The following is a 19,042-nucleotide window of genomic DNA, read 5'->3' as shown; positions in this document are numbered from 1 at the left end:
ATAGAAGTTATTTTCTCCATGACCGTCAGCACTCACAGCTGTTGTCGCAACACGTTAAATCTTCTAAATACATATTTGACTGCCTGTATAATTCAAGAACTGATTCACGGGGTTCTATTCCTAAACGTGTACAAATTTCTTGAGCAATAACAGCAAAGCGCTGCCTGAATTTATAAATGAAGCAAAAAATGACATCTTCATGTTTTACCTGAGGGCCGGAAAGAAATAAGCCCTGTGAAACAGTTGATTCATCTTTATCCGTTAAACGGATATCGCCGTTCTCTTCCCAGAAAAAGTGTTCAAAAACCCGGGTCAGGCTGCTTTTAAAACCAGTGGCTATAAAAGGTTTGGTCTCGGAAAAAAGAGTATCACCTGAAGAGAGATGAATAAGGTATCCACTATCTGCAATTTCCACTTTAAATACTTCAGCATTATCCTTAAGTTTAAGCCGTGTTTTAGAATCTGGATCCAAATCGTTAAGTCTTTGACTCGTAAAAGGAGATAAAGACACACTTGGGTCGGGATCATCATCTTGCCAGGGCGCTCCTTTGGATAGAACAGTTACCTGGTTCCCTTGTTTGGTTAGATGAAAAGCCGCATCCATACCACTTTCATATCCCCCAATTATGTAATAATGACTTTGTCTGTATGAAGACCAGGTGTGGACATGACTCGTATGCTGACAATTTTCGCTCCCTGTAAATGAAGAAAGGTCGGGATATTGGAATTCACCTCCAGCCCACACCACAAAGTCACTAGAATATGTTTTTTGATTTGTGTGTAAAGTAAACCCTTTTTTTTCTTTATCAATTTTGTTTACTTCTACTCCTTTTTCTAAAGGAAGGCGAAAGTGGGAAGCAATTCTTTTTAAATAATCAGCGTACTGGTTGCCGGTCAGATGCTCTGAAGCATAAGCATACCCTGGAGAAGTTGAAGGTACCACAGCATTTAAATCAAGTAACCCAAAACCGTGGCCCGGAAAAGAAGGCGTAAGAAGCTTCATTTCTTTTGGCCACTTTTTAAACGTACTCCCGACATCATGACGATCTAGAATAATGAAATTATCCAGTCCTAATTGTTTAAACAGAGCACCCAATCCAATGCCGGCGGGACCAGCCCCAACTATTATTACAGAAGAGTACCTATGATTATGTGCTGAATTCATTTTTAAAACCCCTTTAAATTAGTCAATTATAAAAATCGTAATCATTACGATTAGGGTAATGCTTGTAACTATTATCTGTCAAATCTTTGCGAAGGAAGGAGTTTAAGAGTTGATTTCATAACTGTGAGTAATTACACTACTAATATGCGGTTAAATCGTAACTATTACTATTTATAAAGTGAGGTAGACTTATGAAACAAAATTATTCTTTGCCTTCTAAACGGGAGAGGCACGTTCGTTTTGGTTCAATTCCGCCAATTGAAGGTACAAAACCAAAAATTAAAAATAAAATGTCCGATCTGCAGAATACGAATAATGATTTTTTATTCCCGCTTGATGCTGTGGGAATCTCAAGAGTAAAGCATCCGGTCACTGTTCATTCTGAATATGAGCCAGTTGAACAGACCGCAATAGGCGAGTTTTCTTTAACCACCTCATTAAACCAGCAGAAAAAAGGAATTAATATGAGCAGGATTACTGAGTTGCTTAATCACTTTAACAAAGGGGGATTTGAGGTGACCTTTGAAAACCTGTATTACTTTTCAAAAGAGTTATGTGAAAAAATGGAACAATTTTCAGCTTACATTGATATATCTTTCCCCTGGTTTTTTGAAAGAAATAGTCCGGTCCTTGAAAAAACAGGCATGATACATGCAGACTGCGGGATTAACCTTTCTTATAATAAGAATGAAGAAATAGAATTCACTGTGCGCCAAACTGCTGCAGTCACGACTTTGTGCCCGTGTTCAAAAGAAATAAGTGAATACAGTGCCCATAATCAAAGAGGATATGTCACCATCGAAGCAGTGTTTGCTGATCCTTTTCTTAATAATGGTGATTGGAAAACGATGTTACTGGATGCGGCAGAATCAAATGCCAGCTCGCTGCTATATCCGGTATTGAAAAGACCTGACGAAAAATCTGTTACAGAAACAGCTTATGAAAATCCAAGATTTGTAGAAGACTTGACCAGGCTCGTAGCGGCAGATTTATATGAAAATGATAATATTAATGCTTTTAAAATTCAGTGCAGAAATGAAGAATCTATCCATCGTCATGACGCAATAGCAGAAATTTATGTGAATAAACTAGTTTAAAAGGAAAAATTTAATTAAGAAGTTGTTAATAGTTTGTGAAGAACATGCAGTTTCCTGTGCTAAAATGAAAGAACAAATTGTTGCAGAGGACTGTGTGATATGTTTAGTTTTGATAATTATTTATTCTCTTTACTTGTCGTTTTAGTGCCGGTATTTGTTTATTTTGCTTATTTATATAAAAGGGATTTCTTTAAGGAGCAGTCAGTCGTTTTCGGTCTGCTTTGCTGTCTGGCAATTATTATGTCGATGAGTTATCCTTTAGAGCTTGAAACGGGCTATATCTTTGATTTGCGCACGATTCCGTGGCTCCTCGCCTTCTTTTACGGAGGATTGAAGATGGGGATGGCGGCTACCGCTGTTTTAATAATCTACAGACTATTCATCGGTCTGGACGAAGGTTTTTTCATTGTCCTTGTTTCTTATATGCTGGGAAGCGCCGCTATTATCTTTTTTCTTAACAGATTTAAGGAGGCAATGCTTAAAGAACGTATTAAAATCAGTGTTTGTCTTACTTTATTGAATAACGTATTAATTTTGACGGGGATCTATTTCTTTATGGAGAGAGACGTACTCCCCGGGTTTTTTGCTTATTTTATGCTATCCCACCTTGTGACGATTATTCTCGTGGTTTTTATAATAGAGACTTTAAAGGAGAAAGAGCAAAACAAAATTGCTCTCCAGCAGACCGAAAGAGTCAGGCTTATTGGTGAGATGGCTGCATCGGTAGCCCATGAAATAAGAAATCCGTTAACTGTTGTTAAAGGTTTTGTACATATCCTTAAAAACGAAGAGAACTTAACAGACAAGCAAAAAAGTTCTCTGAAATTAATGGATTCTGAATTGGAGAGAGCAGAGAAAATAATTACTGATTACTTATCGCTGGCAAAATCAGAAAAGAAAAACGACACGGAAATTGATGTCAGAGAAATAATAAAAAATACTGCCGATGTAGTGGAACCATACGCTTTAATGAACGGCACAACAATTACTAACTGTATAGACAGCCCTTATTACGTGAGAGGGAATGCCAGTGATTTAGGGCAAGTGTTTTTAAATTTATTTAAAAATGGCATAGAAGCCATTGATGGAAAAGGCGAAATTGCTATTAATGCAGTGAAAAACGGAGACCTCGTGGATATAACTATTTGTGATACAGGAAGAGGAATGAGTGAAGAAGAAATAAAACGTCTGGGCACGCCTTTCTACACGACAAAAGATCAAGGCACAGGGATGGGGACGATGCTCTGCTATAAGATAATAGATAATTTAAACGGACAAATAAAAGTGAAAAGTACGAGAGGGGAAGGGACCGCTTTTACCATCAGCCTGCCTCTGTGCAAAAAACAGAAGTAATTGACGTATGGCGGTGTTTTTCCTCTTGAGGGGCATGGTCAGCGGGATTGACAGGAGCCAGCATAATAAATGCGGCAAGTATCCACCCGATCGCCCCAAGATATACATTTACCAGTTTCCGCTTTGACAGATTGTTCAGCAGTATAAAAGAAAAGACGATGACACTGATCAGGAGCATGCTGCTAAGGAAAAGAAGGTTATAGGCTTCTTTCAAAGTAACCATATCTGCAACCATCGCCATCATCATTGCAGCCATCAGCCCGCTGAAAAATCCCTCAACGGCAGCAAGGAAATGGAACCGCCATCCTATCAGCAAACCGGCAACAGAAGCGGCTGCCACACTAAAAACAGTTGATTGAAATAACAGGCCATGAAAGAGAATGCCCGTAACGGCTCCGATACATAATCCTGCAGCCATTGCTATGGCCATAGTTATAACCATCTCTTTCATAGGACTGTTTTTTTGATTTATAAAAAACGTTGATAAATATAGGATTAATAATGTGGTAAAAAGAAAGCTGATAAATAAGCTCAACTTTATTCCCTCCTTTCAGGCTCTTTGTAAAAGGTATGTCCGCGTTTTTTCAATATGAGTATGAAATAAAGGAAAGTAATGATTGATATGCAGAATAGCTCACTTATTCTTATCAAAGGATAGTTGATTTTTTTAAGGCATTATCCGCTTTATATCGCAGCTTAAAGAAGAGTGGTCCGGATAGCGTTATAAGGAGATAAAAAAAGCCGGCTGGCCTGGGAAGGCACAGCCGGACGAGGTGGTTATTTCAAGCTGCCAGCTTCTTTATAATAAGTGGCCAGCACTTCCATTCCTTTATCAAAATGCTCGAGTGGAAAGCTTTCGTTAGGGGAATGCAGGTTGTCTTCAGGCGTCCCGAATCCGAGAAGGACGACTGGGATGTTAAACAGCTGGTCGATCTGCTCCACTACAGGAATAGACCCGCCAAGACGAACGAAAACTGTTTCTTTCCCGAATGCCTCAGAAAGACTGTCTGCTGCTTTTTTAAGTAAAGGATGGTTAGGATCTACTTTATAGGCTTTCGCCGAAAGGGGTTCACGTCTAACAGAAACAGTGACGCCTTTTGGCGCGTTTTCTTCAATGTAACTGACGAGCAGATCCTGAATTTTCTGAGGATCTTGTCCAGGAACTAAACGGCAGGTTAGTTTAGCGGAAGCGGAGGATGGAATAATTGTTTTTGTTCCTTCTCCCTGATAGCCGCTCGTTAAACCGTTAATCTCAAGGGTAGGCCGCGCCATAATATGCTCGTTTACAGTAAATCCTCTCTCAGGTACTGTCTCGGGGATGCCGACTGTCTCGACATAATTTTCTCCAGGCGCTTCATTCATAAGCTTCCTTTCATCTTCCGGCAGCTCTTCAACATCTTCGTAAAAACCAGGTACTGTGACGTGCTCCTCATCGTCTTTTAACGAAGCAAGAATATGGCTTAAGGCCATCGCGGGATTTCTAACAGCTCCGCCATACAAACCGGAATGGAGATCTCTGTCGGGTCCTTTTACATTGATTTCAAGCCCCGTAAAACCTTTCAGGCCGTAAAGCATTGTCGGCTGCCCTTTATCTACCATTCCCGAATCCGATATAAGAGCGAAATCTGCTGAAAGCATCTCTTTATTTTTTTCCAGAAACGGATAGAGGTTTTCACTGCCGATTTCTTCTTCTCCTTCAATGCAAACCTTCACGTTGACAGGGAGCCGTCCCTCCGTTTTCATGTAAGCTTCTAAAACGGCAAGGTGCATAAATACCTGGCCCTTATCGTCACTTGCTCCCCGCGCAAAAATTTTGCCGCTGCGGATTTCAGGTTTAAAAGGTTCACTGTTCCATAATTCATATGGATCAGCAGGCTGGACGTCATAATGGCCGTAGAACAGCGCTGTCGGTGCATCTTGTGCTTCCAGCCATTCCCCGCAAACGAGCGGGTGGCCGGCAGTTTCTTTGATTTCTACAGAATTAAAACCGATTTCTTTTAAATAGTCTGCTACAAAACGGCCCGCTTTAAGGACGTCTTCCTTGTGGGCTTGCTCAGTACTGATGCTCGGAATCGCCAGAAATTTTTCCAGCTTGCCGATTAACCGTTCACGGTTTTCTTTTAAATAATTTAAAACTGGTTCAGACATTGCTTATTCCTCCTTTTCTGTTTATATTGTGGCATAAAAAGCCGGGGAAAACTATTGCAGACAGCCGGGTTTGTAAACTAATCGTACTATCAATGGCATGTGAATGGACAAACTGAATAAACTTAATTTAAGACGTTATTAAAAACCTGCAGATGGAGGAATCCGGCATGGATGGGAATATACTTTTTGCTTTCAGTCTGACCTTAATGGCTGGGCTTTGCACAGGAATAGGAAGTCTTCTTGCTTTTTTTACGTCCAGGACTAACACAAAGTTCCTGTCTTTTGCTCTCGGTTTTTCTGCAGGCGTGATGATCTATGTATCAATGGTGGAAATATTCTTTAAAGCACAAGTCACCCTTACAGGTGCTCTCGGTTCACCAGCCGGAAACTGGGCGACGGCGGCCGGCTTTTTTGGGGGGATGCTGCTGATTGCTGCGATTGACTCGATGATCCCGGAGCCCGGGAACCCTCATGAAGTAAAAAAAGTAGAGGATATGGTGACCCGGAGAAATAAAACAGGCGGGGAAACTGAATTACTGAAAATGGGGACGTTTACCGCTTTAGCCATTGCGATACATAACTTTCCTGAAGGGATGGCTACGTTTACTGCTGCTTTACAGGATCCTGCACTCGGAGTAGCCATTGCCGTTGCTATTGCGATTCATAATATTCCTGAAGGAGTGGCGATCTCTGTACCAATTTATTACGCTACCGGAGACAAAAAGAAAGCATTTAAATTGTCCTTTTTCTCCGGGCTTGCAGAACCGCTGGGAGCACTGGCGGCTTTCCTTATTTTAATGCCGTTTTTAAATGAGATTATGTTCGGAGTAATGTTTGCAGCGGTGGCAGGAATTATGATTTTCATTTCGCTTGATGAGCTCTTGCCTGCTGCAAAAAAATATGATGAAACTCATCTTCCGATTTACGGTTTGATGTTAGGCATGGCCGTAATGGCTGTCAGTCTTATCCTTATTTAATATACAAAATTAAAATGGCAGCCTTTTCATAGTCAGAAAAAATCATGTTTTCAGAAAACTCATTGCGTTGCTGTGCTAAAATGCGTATGATAGGGATTATAGACGCGATTTTTCCCGAAAGAAAAAGAGGATCATCGACTAATGTATAGAGAGAAGAAAGGATGACAAAGGATGGAAGGAAAAAAAGATCTGCGTATCCGCAGTAAAGTAATTAGTGAAGGTGTGAACAGAGTCCCAAACCGTTCTATGCTTCGTGCTGTCGGATTTACAGACGACGATTTCAAAAAGCCTATGATCGGAATTGCCAGTACATGGAGTGAGGTTACACCTTGCAACGTACATATTGATGCATTGGCAAGGCAGGCTAAAAGCGGGGCGAAAGACGGCGGAGGCGCGCCGATGATATTTAATACTATCACTGTGGCAGATGGGATAGCCATGGGGCATGAAGGAATGAATTATTCCCTTCCCAGCCGGGAAGTCATTGCTGATTCAATTGAAACGGTTGTAGGGGCAGAGAGGCTGGACGGTGTAGTTGCGATCGGCGGCTGTGATAAAACAACGCCAGGGTGCCTCATTTCAATGGGCAGATTTAACGTTCCATCTGTCTACGTGTATGGAGGAACCATCAAGCCCGGTAACTTAAATGGTGAGGATATTGACATCGTTTCATCATTCGAGGCAGTCGGCCAGCACCAGCAAGGGACGATTAATGATGAGCAGCTTCATAAAGTGGAATGCAGCGCTTGCCCCGGACCGGGTGCGTGCGGCGGTATGTATACAGCCAATACAATGGCAGCTGCAGTGGAAGCGCTGGGAATGAGTATCCCGGGTTCATCTTCAACTCCGGCTGTAGATGATTATAAAGAACAGGAATGCCGCCAAGCCGGTGAGATGGTTGTTCAGTTACTCGAAAAAGAGATTTACCCGCGCGATATTATGACGAAAAAAGCATTTGAAAATGCCATCACTGTCGTCATGGCTCTTGGAGGCTCGACGAATGCTTTCCTTCATTTAACTGCAATCGCCCATTCAGCTGGCGTAGATCTGAGTCTCGATGACTTTGAAAGAGTCCGCGCCAATGTTCCTCATATTGCGGACTTAAAGCCAAGCGGCAAATATGTCATGCAGGATTTATTTGAAGTTGGAGGAGTTCCTGCGGTTATGAAGCTTCTTCACGAACATGGCCTGCTGCACGGTGACTGTCTGACAGTTACAGGAAAAACCGTGGCAGAAAACTTAGCAGAGGCGCCTTCTCTTAAAGAAGGACAAGTTGTCATCAAGCCGATGGATGATCCTATTAAACCAAACGGTCCGTTAGTGGTTCTCCGCGGGAACCTTGCTCCTGAAGGGGCCGTAGCAAAAATGTCAGGACAGAAGATCAGCCGGTTTGAAGGGTATGCGAAAGTATACGATAGTGAAGCGGAAGCGACTGAAGCGATTGAAGCAGGCGAGATTGTCGAAGGTGATGTGCTGGTCGTTCGCCAGGTGGGACCAAAAGGCGGACCGGGCATGCCGGAAATGCTGTCTATCACTGCTATGATCGTCGGACGCGGCCTTGGAGGAAAAGTGGCACTTATGACAGATGGGCGTTTCTCCGGAGGATCCCATGGATTCGTTATTGGCCACGTTGCTCCGGAAGCCTTTGTTGGTGGACCGATCGGATTGTTGCAAAATGGCGATAAAGTAACGATTGACAGCGGCACACAGGAAATCAATATGGATGTAAGTGAAGAAGAACTGGAACAGCGGAAGCGCGACTGGAAACAGCCGCCGCTTAAATATAAGTCAGGAATTCTGGCTAAATACGCCAAGCTTGTCTCTTCTTCTGCAAAAGGAGCAGTTACGGACGCCGACCTTGAGTAACTAAAAGGGGCGGTTATAGAAAACATCAGTATCCATAAACGTATGAACGGCCCAGCTTAAATGGAAGCTGGGCCTTTTTATGTTGATAACCAATCATTCCTCCACTTTTTTGACTGATCTGTGAACGTAAGTGTGTGGGTGACCCACATCACATCGGTGGAGGTATCCTTCATGCTATTATTTAATTGAAAATAATTCTCATACAACTGATGAGGTGAGGCCAAATGAAAGAGATCTCGTTAAGTAAAACGGTCTATGAATTGTGTACGCAGCACCCTGACTTGGTTGAGGCCATGAGGCATATAGGGTTTGTAAATATAACAAAGCCGGGAATGCTCCAGTCGGCTGGGAGAATCATGACCATACCGAAAGGCAGCCGGGCAATGGGGATTCCATTGGAAGACGTGAAAAAACAACTAATGCAGCATGGATTTAAAGTAATCAGCTGAAGGAGGAAAATGAAATGAGTGAAATGATTAATAATCGTGAGAGGGCAGTTCAGGAGAAATCAGAGCGCCAGCAGTTATTAAAAGAGATAATTAAAGAACTTCATGAAGGAAAAAGTGTCTCCGAAGTGAAAGAAAGGTTTACAAAAGCGGTTGACCAGGTCACTGTGAGCGATATCTCAAAAATGGAGCAGGCGCTTATGGAAGAAGAAGGAATTTCCGTTGAAGAAGTACAAAGGTTATGTTCCGTTCATACCGAAGTATTTAAAGGCTCTATAGAGGAGATTCACCAGAAGGAAGGGCCGGAGCACGCCCAGGGGCATCCTGTGCATACCTTTATTCAAGAAAATAAGGAAATTGACCGTCACGTTAATTTTACACTGAAGCTTCACAGGGACCAGTTTGAGAAAGATGAAGCAGAAGAAACGGTAAACAAATTGATAAATGATCTAACAAAGCTTCTGGAGATTGATAACCATTACAGCCGAAAAGAAAATTTGCTTTTTCCGTATCTCGAAAGATACGGAATCTTCGGACCGACCAAAGTCATGTGGGGGGTGGATGACCGCATCCGCGCTGCAGTAAAAGAAGCAAGGAATCTGCTGACTAATGGGACATGGAATAAAACAGACTTACTGAAGTCCCTCGACTATATTATCAGCGAAGTATCTGAAATGATTTATAAAGAAGAACATATTTTATTCCCGCTTGCTTTAGAGAAATTAACAGAAGATGAATGGCTGAAGATTGAGAGAGAAGGAGATGTCATTGGATACACATTTATAGATCCGCCGGAAGTCTGGCAGCCTGAACGCGCTGATTTAGGAAATCCCTTCCTTAAAGATGGGGTCGTCCAGCTGGATACGGGTATTTTATCTGTTCCACAGCTTGAACTGATGATGAACCATCTTCCTGTTGATATTACATTCATAGATGAAAATGACACAGTCCGCTATTTTTCCCACGGGAAAGAACGGATATTCCACCGCACTAAATCGGTGATTGGGCGGTCAGTCCAGAATTGCCATCCGCCTCAGAGCGCCCATATCGTAAACGACCTGCTCGATGATTTTAAATCAGGTAAAAAAGATGTAGAAGACTTCTGGATTCCTTTTAAAGACAAATATGTGCTGATCCGTTATTTTGCAGTGAGGGACGGAGAAGGAAATTATAAAGGCACAGTCGAGTTTACTCAAAATATTAAACCTGTTCAGGAAATTACCGGAGAGAAGAGGTTAATGTCGTAAGCAGTCTCGTACGAGTTTTTTCTGACATCTATTTTCAGAAATAAAGAGTTTTTCTTTAAAAAAGAGTTTGACAAATCAAACTTTTAAATGATAAACTGATTCTCAACTTCATAATTAATTCTTATCATGAGCGGTGGAGGGACTGGCCCGACGAAGCCCGGCAACCAGTGGAAAAGAGAAATCTTTTTCGCAAGGTGCTAATTCCTGCAAAGAATTCAATTACTTTGAATGATTTGGGAGATAAGGAGAATGAGCTGCCATAAGCATGTCATATCCGTACACTCCCTTACATTTAATGTCAGGGAGTTTTTGGTTTTCTGCTGGCGGAAGGCCGACAGTTACAGTTAAATAGTAATTTCTCTTATCGAGAGCGGCGGAGGGACTGGCCCGATGAAGCCCGGCAACCAGCGAGAGAAAAATGGGAAGGAGAACTGCAGAAGTGAGAAGCGGTTTTACAGTCTTCATTTTTCTTACTGCGCCAGGTGCTAAATCCTTTAAAGTATTACAGCTTTAAAAGATAAGGGAGAGGAATCCATCAGCATTCGTCTCTCTGTCTACCGGACCAGAGAGCTTTTTTAATTTTTTCTGTTAAACCGTGCTGATTTTAGTTCAGTTGGAGTAGAGGGGCATGATTAAATATCAGCTGAAATAATCTCACCTTTTTTAAATACAGTCAATCCAGGAGGGAACAACTAATGAGTCAAGTCAAAAAAGTAGGTATTATTGGTTTTGGGACCGTTGGAAGCGGAGTTTATGAGACGTTACTTACAAAAAAGGAAAAAGTCGAAAAAATAATCGGGAGCCAGTTCAGTATTCCGGTCATTTTAGTTAAGGATAAACAGAAACAAAGAGATATCAGTGGGGAAACAGCAGTTACAGACAGTTTTGAAGAGTTTGAGTCACTGGCTGATCTTGACGCTGTTGTGGAGGCTTCCCCGGACGCAACGACGGCTTACCCGTTTGTAAGGCGGCTTTTACAAAAAGGAATTACAGTTATAACAGCTAACAAAGAACTGGTGGCAAAGCACGGGGAAGAGTTACTTAATTTAGCAGCCATCTATAATTGCAGACTGTTTTTTGAAGCGGCTGTAGCCGGAGGTATTCCAGTCTTAACCAGCGTGCGCCATACTTTGAAAACGAACGACCTGGAGCGAATAGAAGGAGTCGTAAATGGCACCTCCAATTTTATTTTAACTAAAATGAGAGAAGAAGGCACGGCATTCCAAACAGCTTTGGAAGAAGCACAGGAACATGGATATGCTGAAGCTGTGCCGGATAAAGATGTTGACGGATGGGATGCCTATTATAAGACCACTATTCTCAGTCATTGGATTTATGGGAAAGCGCCTGTATGGCTGACTGAAAAACCGGCCGGCATCAGAGGGACAGATGTTCGTGATTTACTTCTGGCCGATCATTTAGGAGGACGTATCAAGCATCTGGCGTCTCTTGAAAAAAACGGAAACACAATCACTGCTTCGGTAGGACCGCAGTTTGTTTTAAACGACCATCCGCTGTATGGTGTGGAAGGTGTTAATAATGGCATCCACGTTAAAGGCAGTATTGTCGGTTCACTGCTGTTTCAGGGTGCGGGAGCAGGTAAATTTCCTACTGCCAGTGCCGTTATAGAAGATTTAATAAATTTCTGGAGCTATACAAGTGAAAAAGCGCCGCTTTTTGAGGATCACCACGAAGCTCCACAGCTTTCCGGGGTCAATCAGGAAGACGAGGAAACCAAAATAAAGCCGGAATATTCCGGAGTGTGGCTGGTGACTGGCAAACAGCTTGCACTGCAGCTTGAAGGACAAAGAGCAGTTGAAAAACTGTCAGCTATTAAGAGGCTTGAAGGAAGAGAAGCTGTATTAGTTAAAGGCAAAAAGCACGATGTGACTGCTGCTATGTCAACTTTAAACGATACCGTGCGGTTTTATCCCGTTTGCGGCGAACTTCAGTCGATTCTGCAGCTGAATGCTGTTACAGAACGTTCAGTGTCTTAAATACAAAGTGACACCGCCTTAAAAGGCGGTGTCATTAGTCCTGATAAGATCAGGAAGGAGAAGGGCTTTCCATATTTGGATGTACGACATTCGCCATGTACAGGTGCAGGACCCATTCGCCTGCAGCTATGATGACAGCTGTTAAGAAGACGAGACCAAACGGAACGCCTCCCCCTAATAGTGGAATAGACATGAGCCAGATTAATACCATAACTAAGGCTAAATCGCTTATCGTGGCTACCACATTATTGGAGTTCCTTAATATTAACAAATCTCCTACAACGTAAGATACTGCTGTGACAGCAAGAGATAGCAAGACAACATCTACCGCCGGGTACCCGTTAAACCCGCTTAATACAATTAAGAAAACGAGGGAAACCATGATCAGTTTTAAGACTAATGCTTTGACATGTACCAAAGTATCGACCTCCTTTGGAAAAAACATTCCTTTTTTTAGGAGGGTGTAAACCTCTTAAAGCTAAATTCATTCTTTTTTTCCATTTAGTTGGAACACAAAAAAGGGGTCAGACCCCCCAGTTAATGGAAAATTAGACGCCTTATAAATTAAGGCGTCTAATTCTCTGTTTCATCAGTATATAGCGGAATAGATACGGTTACTTTCGTTCCCTTGCCTGCTTCGGACTCAAAGGACATCGTTCCGTTATGCAGCTTGATGATCTGGCTGACGATCGACAGGCCGATCCCTACTCCTCCTTTGCCTCTTGCCCTGGATTTTTCACCTCTGTAAAATCGTTCGGTAAGCCGGGGGATATCAGCTTTATTAATACCGGCACCGTTATCTTCAATTTCAACAATCGCATTCGTTTTACCGTCGAAAGTTCTAATCTTTATATTTCCTCCTTCCTGTGTGTAAGAAGAGGCGTTATCAAGTAAATTAATAAACACTTGAAGGAGGCGGTCCTCTTCGCCGGCGACTATCAAGTCATCAACTATTTCAGCGTGAAGGACCTGGTTTTTGTTCCGGCGTTTTACTTCCGTATTTTTAGCGGCTTCGTTAAGTATCTCCGAAAGAACGAGCGGAGATAAATCCATCGATTCAACGCTGACCTGTTCCAGTTTTGTTAAACTGATCAGCTGGTCAACAAGCCGGTTCATCCTGTTCGCTTCTTTATAAATAATAGAAGAGTATTCTTTATAAAGCTCAGGTTCTTCGTTTACATTGGCTTCATGGAGAAGTTCGCTGTACCCTTTAATATAACTGAGCGGCGTACGAAGTTCATGAGAAATATTCTGTATAAACGACCGCTTCTTTTCGTCTTCAGCTGCAAGGGAAGAGGCTAAAAATTGAAAAGCGTTAGCGAGTCGTGACAATTCATTTTTAACTGTAAGTGAAATTTCAGTCTCGTATTTACCTTCCGCAAGTTTTTTTGCCCCTTTTTCAAGGTCCACCAGAGGAGCAAGGTATTGCTGCTGCACTCTCTGCATGAGAATAAACAGGATAAACAGGAAAACGAGACCTATTCCCGCAACGATAGGGGCAATCTGATAAAATGCGTCGTTAACTTCCGCCACGGGGCGGTACAGAAGAATAATCGCATCAAGAAAACCTTCTTGTCCCACAGGGGCCGCAATTCCAAGAATTCTTGAATTCAGGTTTTCGTGATCCCTGATAATCGTCACACTATTGCCGTTCAGCAGCTGCTCCCGCTCTTCCTGATTAATCATCAGCTCATCACCAGGCTCGTCCAATGGAAGAGCTGCGCCTAGCATCATAGGGTCATTGTTTACTACTGCCTGGACAGGTGATTCGTCGACTGTCCACGCAACCCTCTCCTGGAATTCCTCTTGACTGAGATTCAGATAAGCTTCCTGGAGACTTTCCGTTTGCTGCTTCAGCCGGTCAGTTTCATTACTTAAATATAAGTCCTGATAGAGGTAGAACGTGATGGAAATAATCAGTCCGATGACTATTGATATGCTGACAGCAAATAAGATCCAGGCTTTTGCTTGAATGGAAAGGTAGTTTTTCATTCAGGAACCTCGAGTTTGTAACCCATCCCCCAGACGGTTTTAATATATGGAGCAGCATTTTTCAGTTTAAGCCTTAAGGTTTTCATATGTGTATCCACTGTTCTCGAAGTAGCATTTAAGTATTCAAATCCCCAAATACGGTCAAGTAGCTGCTCTCTTGAAAAAACCTGGTCCGGATGTTTGATAAGCAGTTCCAGGACTTCAAACTCTTTTTTTGTTAAGTTAACAGGCTTGCTGTCAACAGTAACCTTTTTCGATTCAGTATTTAAAGTAATATTTTCAAATGTCCATTCCGTCTGCACAGTTGTGTCTTTGCTTTTTGCAGAATGGGAATTAGTACGGCGGAGAATCGCTTCTATACGGGCGGTCAATTCATTTTTTCCGAATGGCTTCACCAGGTAATCATCTGCGCCGGTTTTTAGAGCTGTTACCTTATCCATTTCTTCCGTTTTTGCTGTAAGCATGAGAATAGGGACATCCGAGGACTTTCTGATCTCCTGGCACGTTTCATAGCCGTCCATTCCGGGCATCATAATATCAAGAATTACAAAGTTGATATCAAGTATACTCATTTTATTAATGGCCTCGTGTCCATTTGCGGCTGTAACTGTCCTGTAACCTTCGTTGTTTAGAATATTACCTACAAGCTGAAGCATGGTTTCTTCATCATCTACAATTAAAACTGTCGTTTCTTTTTCGTTGCTCATTTTGTTCCCTCCAGTAAAATCATCGTATGCGGGCCGGGTGCTACGGCTATTTCTTTATATACTTGAAAATTGTCTGTTTCTATCAGAGTAACCGTATGGCCGTCCAGTGTACTAATAAAGAGTGTGCCTGAATGGTAAAGGCTAGAATACGGGTTGAAACCTACTTCAATTTTCCTTAAAACTGAAAAGTTTTCAGGATCAATTTCATATACTTCATGTGATCCGTGGCTGATCGCATACAGTCTTTCCGAGTCATCTGTTTTAACAAAATCTATAGGCATAAGGCCGGCAGTCAGCTGATGGACCGTTTCTTTTTCAGATAAAGAAAAAATAAAAACATCCCTGTTCAATTCCCCGGCTGCTCCGTGCCCCCCGGCAATGAGATGCTGGTCATAATAAAGGAGGCCGTTTGGCCGGTCAACAATCGTTAACGTATCAATAAGTTCAAGCGAATCTCCATTGAAGCGCTGGATGCTGTGATCGTAAACATTTGCCAGATATAATTCATCTCTATCCGGGTTATAGGTTAAGGAAGACGGATGTTCTTCGGTACTTTTTTTGTTGACTGTTATGCCGTCCTGGAGCGAGACTTTTACTAATTCATCTCGCAAGGAGTTAGCTGCGTAAATCGTACCTGTTTTTTCTGTATAAATCAGTTCATTTATTCCTTTTCCAGTTTCAACAAGCGGTTCCAGAATGTGATCATCCAGAGTCAGCCTGTATAGGGAGTCTGTCTGCTGGCTTGAAATAATAATTTCATTTTCATTAATTTTAACCATATCTGAAACAATAAAAGGGAGTTCCAATTCCCTGATAATTTCCTGTTCATTTAAATCAATAACAGTTAATAAGGGATTTTTCAAATGGGACACCAAAAGGAGATTCTCCTTTGTAGCAGGGAGATTAAGTTTATGCCCTTCACCATTACAGCCGCTGTTCATGATAAGAAGTATTACCAGGATCAGTAGAAAGGGCATCTTACTCATTATCAAAGGTTGTCACCCGCTTTCCTTGGAGAGTTCTGAAATACTATTATTTTACACGAAAAATGAAAAGTATTTGTGAATAAATAAGAAAATTGTTTGGCAGTCTGAAAGCATTTATATTAAATGTTGCAGGAACTGCCTCTCACAGGAAGTTCTGAATATAAAATAAGGAGTGTGCATGGTTATGACAGTTAATATCCGGATTTACTCTGATTTTGTTTGACCATTCTGTTACTTGGCGGAGGCTCCGCTGTTTGAAGCAATTAAAGGAAAAGATGTGGAAGTTGAATGGCTGCCTTTTGAACTGAGACCTTACCCTCAGCAAACACTCAGTCCAAAGAGCGACTATATTCAGCAGGCATGGCACCAGTCCGTCCTTCCTTACGCAGAAAAATTAGGGGTAAGAATGAATCTGCCTATGGTTGATCCGCAGCCTCACACTCATTTTTCCCATGAAGGTCTGTTATATGCTAAAGAGCATGGGAAAGGCAACGATTATGCAGACCGAGTGTTTAAAGCGTTCTATGAAGAGGGGAGAAATATTGGTGATATTTCTGTATTAGGTGGACTGGCCGCTGAGCTGGACCTGAACCGTAAAGAGTTTGAAGAGGCTCTGACTGCCAGACGGTATTCTGAGGAGAGAGAAAAGTGGCTTAAACACGCGCGCACCACAGATATGGTACAAGCTGTTCCGACATTTTTTATTGGGGAAAAGAAACTGACAGGCCTTCAGCCGAGGGCAGCTTTTGAAAAAGCATTATCAGAAGAAAAATAACGCCCCGGGCATGTTCCAGTAAAGGAGCATGCCCTTCTTCTGTAATTGTACGGGACATGTGGCTGGGTCAGACAATAGAGAACAGGAGTATAAGGGAATATGCAAGTGTAAACGGAAGGCAGAAGGAGTTCAGGGAGAAAGGGTGAGGTATTTGTTGCAAAATGATGGCTGAGTACACCCAGTGTAAATAAAAAAGTTTTCTTCCCTGAGAAAATTTTCTAACTTTTTCAGAAAAATATGGTATTCTAGAGAGGCAGTTGTTTTTATAGATTTATACATATTTCGGCGGATAAGAGGTGTAGTAATGTTTAGAACCCTGCAGAACATTTTTAAAGTCGGTGACTTACGGAACAAGATTTTATTTACTTTGGCCATTTTAGTTGTATTTAGAATTGGCGCCCATATACCTGCTCCAGGGGTGAATGCAGATGCCCTTAATTTTGAGGGGATGGCTGCCTTGGGCTTTTTAAATACTTTTGGCGGAGGCGCTTTAGAGAACTTCTCAATATTTGCTACGGGGATTATGCCATACATTACTGCTTCAATAATTGTGCAGCTGCTTCGCATGGATGTTGTCCCTAAATTTGCGGAGTGGGCAAAAGAGGGAGAGTCAGGCCGGAAGAAGCTTGCTCAGGTGACGCGTTACGGAACAATCGGGATAGCATTTGTACAAGCTTTAGGGATGTCCATCGGCTTTAATAATATTATGGCAGGACTTGTACCGAATCCGTCTGTGCTTACTTATTTAACAATCGCTGTCGTGTTGACAGCCGGTACGGCTTTTTTACTTTGGCTCGGGGAACAAATTACTGCCAAAGGAGTCGGGAACGGAATTTCTATTATGATTTTTGCAGGAATTGCCGCAGGTATTCCTAACGGCGTCAATCAGCTTTACGGGCTGTATTTCGTGGATGCCGGAGACCAGCTTTTTATTAATATAGTGACTGTTTTACTTATTTTAATGGCCATTATGCTTGTTGTTGTCGGTGTGATTTTCGTTCAGCAGGCTGTAAGAAAAGTGCCTGTCCAGTATGCGAAAAAAATGGCGGCAGGCGGAAGGCCGACAGGGGGGCAATCCTCTCACTTACCGCTTAAAGTTAATACGGCCGGAGTTATACCTGTCATTTTTGCCATGTCACTGTTTATTTTCCCGCCGACAGTTGCCAACTTTTTTGGGGAGGGCAATACAGTTGGACGGTGGATTGTCCAGACCTTTGATTATTCAAATCCATTAGGAATGTCTGTTTATGTCCTGCTCATTATCGGTTTCTCGTATTTTTACACGTTTGTGCAGATGAATCCTGAACAGATGGCGGATAATTTACGGAAACAAAACGGGTTTATTCCGGGAATACGCCCTGGAAAAACAACAGAGAGGTTTATTACGAAAGTTCTTTACCGTTTAACGTTTGTAGGCTCGCTGTTTTTGGCCACAGTTGCTGTCCTGCCATTGTTGTTCGCTCAATTTGCCGGACTGCCGCCCGCGGTTCAAATCGGCGGAACAGGACTTCTAATTGTGGTCGGTGTCGCACTCGATACTATGAAACGTATCGAAAGCCAGCTGATCGACCGTAAATATACCGGGTTCCTTAAAAAGAGCTCATAACTAAAAGCTGCTTTCCTCAGTAACTAAAAGAGGAAAGCAGCTTTTTTACGGATGGAGGTGGAAATAACTGGGGGGTCTGTCCCCCCAGTTTTTGGGTTTTAATAGAAAAAGGGGACGAAACGGAATCGGCGTTTGCTCCAGTAAGTATAAATGTCGCCGTACTTTTTTTCGAAGAACTGCTCTTCCTGTCTCATTAATGGATGAAGGGCGCTCCCTAACAGGATAAACACAAGTGGAGCAGCCAGCCAGTGGTTACTGATATATAATCCGCTTCCGAGAGCCATTAGAAAGAAACCTGCATGCAGTGGATGGCGGTGGAAACGATACGGCCCATGGCTGAACAAAGGCCTGTACTGAAGCGATGAAAGCAGTTCTGATGAATGGCCGGACAGAATGATATAGGCCCAGCTTCGAATCATAGCGCCATGAAATAAAATTACAAATCCAGCTGTTTTTGCGGTTATGTGTACTGTTGTGGTGTGGGCTTTCAGCTGAAAACAGAGAAAAAGAGAAAAAGCCAGTGCCAAAGCAACCGCCACATGGTGCCGCTGCTGATTCTCTGCTGCCTCCTTTCTGTTGCCTTCTCTTTTCTTATAGAAAAACCATTCAGCCGCTGCCGCTAACAAAAGTACAGAACTGAAATAAAGGTGAATAGTCATAAGTATATTTTTAACTTAATT

General features: G+C 42.4%; 17 protein-coding genes and 2 riboswitches. Of the genes, 9 read left to right on the top strand and 8 right to left on the bottom strand.

Annotated elements, in window-relative coordinates; translation table 11 throughout:
• Positions 1-25 precede the first annotated feature (25 nt).
• On the bottom strand, positions 26-1,165 hold the full coding sequence (locus K8O68_RS11755) for an NAD(P)/FAD-dependent oxidoreductase (protein ID WP_230897079.1): 1,140 nt from the start codon (positions 1,163-1,165) through the stop codon (positions 26-28).
• Between the two features lie 191 nt (positions 1,166-1,356).
• Between K8O68_RS11755 and folE2 the strand changes: the two genes are divergently transcribed.
• On the top strand, positions 1,357-2,262 hold the full coding sequence (gene folE2 / locus K8O68_RS11750) for a GTP cyclohydrolase FolE2 (protein WP_230897078.1): 906 nt from the start codon (positions 1,357-1,359) through the stop codon (positions 2,260-2,262).
• Positions 2,263-2,361: 99 nt separating this feature from the next.
• Entirely contained in the window at positions 2,362-3,615 is a 1,254-nt protein-coding gene (locus K8O68_RS11745) for an ATP-binding protein (RefSeq protein WP_230897077.1), read from the top strand.
• On the opposite strand, the gene K8O68_RS11740 is transcribed toward K8O68_RS11745, so the two are convergent.
• Both K8O68_RS11740 and K8O68_RS11735 read right to left on the bottom strand, forming a co-directional pair.
• Positions 3,584-4,150 (bottom strand): hypothetical protein, encoded by a 567-nt coding sequence (locus K8O68_RS11740; protein WP_230897076.1) that lies wholly within the window; start codon positions 4,148-4,150, stop codon positions 3,584-3,586. The two genes, K8O68_RS11745 and K8O68_RS11740, sit on opposite strands and share 32 nt — an antisense overlap.
• 242 nt (positions 4,151-4,392) lie before the next feature.
• Positions 4,393-5,763, bottom strand: a complete 1,371-nt coding sequence (locus K8O68_RS11735) for a dipeptidase (protein ID WP_230897075.1) — start codon at positions 5,761-5,763, stop codon at positions 4,393-4,395.
• A gap of 167 nt (positions 5,764-5,930) precedes the next feature.
• On the opposite strand from K8O68_RS11735, the gene zupT reads away from it, so the two are divergent.
• The 5 genes from zupT (at position 5,931) to K8O68_RS11710 (ending at position 12,296) form a co-directional block, all read left to right on the top strand.
• Complete coding sequence (gene zupT, locus K8O68_RS11730; RefSeq protein ID WP_230897074.1) at positions 5,931-6,740, top strand: zinc transporter ZupT; 810 nt, start codon at positions 5,931-5,933, stop codon at positions 6,738-6,740.
• A 171-nt stretch (positions 6,741-6,911) separates the two neighbouring features.
• Positions 6,912-8,606 carry a dihydroxy-acid dehydratase gene (gene ilvD, locus K8O68_RS11725; protein WP_230897073.1) on the top strand — a complete coding sequence of 565 codons (1,695 nt, stop codon included), beginning with the start codon at positions 6,912-6,914 and terminating at the stop codon, positions 8,604-8,606.
• Between the two features lie 224 nt (positions 8,607-8,830).
• Positions 8,831-9,055: a DUF1858 domain-containing protein gene (locus K8O68_RS11720; protein WP_230897072.1), complete on the top strand. Its 225-nt coding sequence runs from the start codon at positions 8,831-8,833 to the stop codon at positions 9,053-9,055.
• A 14-nt stretch (positions 9,056-9,069) separates the two neighbouring features.
• The gene (locus K8O68_RS11715) at positions 9,070-10,299 is read left to right on the top strand and encodes a DUF438 domain-containing protein (protein WP_230897071.1); all 1,230 of its coding nucleotides are present in this window, start codon (positions 9,070-9,072) and stop codon (positions 10,297-10,299) included.
• Between the two features lie 118 nt (positions 10,300-10,417).
• Positions 10,418-10,546, top strand: a riboswitch (SAM riboswitch).
• A gap of 111 nt (positions 10,547-10,657) precedes the next feature.
• Positions 10,658-10,823: riboswitch (SAM riboswitch) on the top strand.
• A 171-nt stretch (positions 10,824-10,994) separates the two neighbouring features.
• Positions 10,995-12,296, top strand: a complete 1,302-nt coding sequence (locus K8O68_RS11710; RefSeq protein ID WP_230897070.1) for a homoserine dehydrogenase — start codon at positions 10,995-10,997, stop codon at positions 12,294-12,296.
• A 49-nt stretch (positions 12,297-12,345) separates the two neighbouring features.
• Here K8O68_RS11710 and K8O68_RS11705 read toward each other — a convergent pair whose 3' ends face one another.
• The 4 genes from K8O68_RS11705 to K8O68_RS11690 all read right to left on the bottom strand — a co-directional run bounded on the left by K8O68_RS11705 (position 12,346) and on the right by K8O68_RS11690 (position 15,867).
• On the bottom strand, positions 12,346-12,714 hold the full coding sequence (locus K8O68_RS11705) for a DUF2512 family protein (protein WP_230897069.1): 369 nt from the start codon (positions 12,712-12,714) through the stop codon (positions 12,346-12,348).
• Between the two features lie 155 nt (positions 12,715-12,869).
• Positions 12,870-14,288, bottom strand: a complete 1,419-nt coding sequence (locus K8O68_RS11700; protein ID WP_230897068.1) for a sensor histidine kinase — start codon at positions 14,286-14,288, stop codon at positions 12,870-12,872.
• Positions 14,285-14,995: a response regulator transcription factor gene (locus K8O68_RS11695; RefSeq protein WP_230897067.1), complete on the bottom strand. Its 711-nt coding sequence runs from the start codon at positions 14,993-14,995 to the stop codon at positions 14,285-14,287. Before K8O68_RS11695 ends, K8O68_RS11700 begins: the two co-directional genes overlap by 4 nt.
• Positions 14,992-15,867 carry a YncE family protein gene (locus tag K8O68_RS11690; protein WP_230897066.1) on the bottom strand — a complete coding sequence of 292 codons (876 nt, stop codon included), beginning with the start codon at positions 15,865-15,867 and terminating at the stop codon, positions 14,992-14,994. The genes K8O68_RS11695 and K8O68_RS11690 overlap by 4 nt, the downstream gene beginning before the upstream one ends.
• A gap of 349 nt (positions 15,868-16,216) precedes the next feature.
• Here K8O68_RS11690 and K8O68_RS11685 point away from each other — a divergent pair, with 349 nt between their 5' ends.
• Both K8O68_RS11685 and secY read left to right on the top strand, forming a co-directional pair.
• Positions 16,217-16,756, top strand: a complete 540-nt coding sequence (locus tag K8O68_RS11685) for a DsbA family oxidoreductase (RefSeq protein WP_235788484.1) — start codon at positions 16,217-16,219, stop codon at positions 16,754-16,756.
• Positions 16,757-17,060: 304 nt separating this feature from the next.
• Positions 17,061-18,362: a preprotein translocase subunit SecY gene (gene secY / locus K8O68_RS11680; protein ID WP_230897064.1), complete on the top strand. Its 1,302-nt coding sequence runs from the start codon at positions 17,061-17,063 to the stop codon at positions 18,360-18,362.
• 98 nt (positions 18,363-18,460) lie between these two features.
• Here secY and K8O68_RS11675 read toward each other — a convergent pair whose 3' ends face one another.
• On the bottom strand, positions 18,461-19,021 hold the full coding sequence (locus K8O68_RS11675; protein ID WP_230897063.1) for a methyltransferase family protein: 561 nt from the start codon (positions 19,019-19,021) through the stop codon (positions 18,461-18,463).
• Between the last annotated feature and the right edge of the window lie 21 nt (positions 19,022-19,042).

The organism is Salipaludibacillus sp. CUR1 (assembly GCF_021028955.1).
GTDB lineage: Bacteria > Bacillota > Bacilli > Bacillales > Salisediminibacteriaceae > Salipaludibacillus.
Note: the sequence above shows the minus strand (reverse complement) of the source record. Positions and strands in the feature narration are given on the sequence as shown.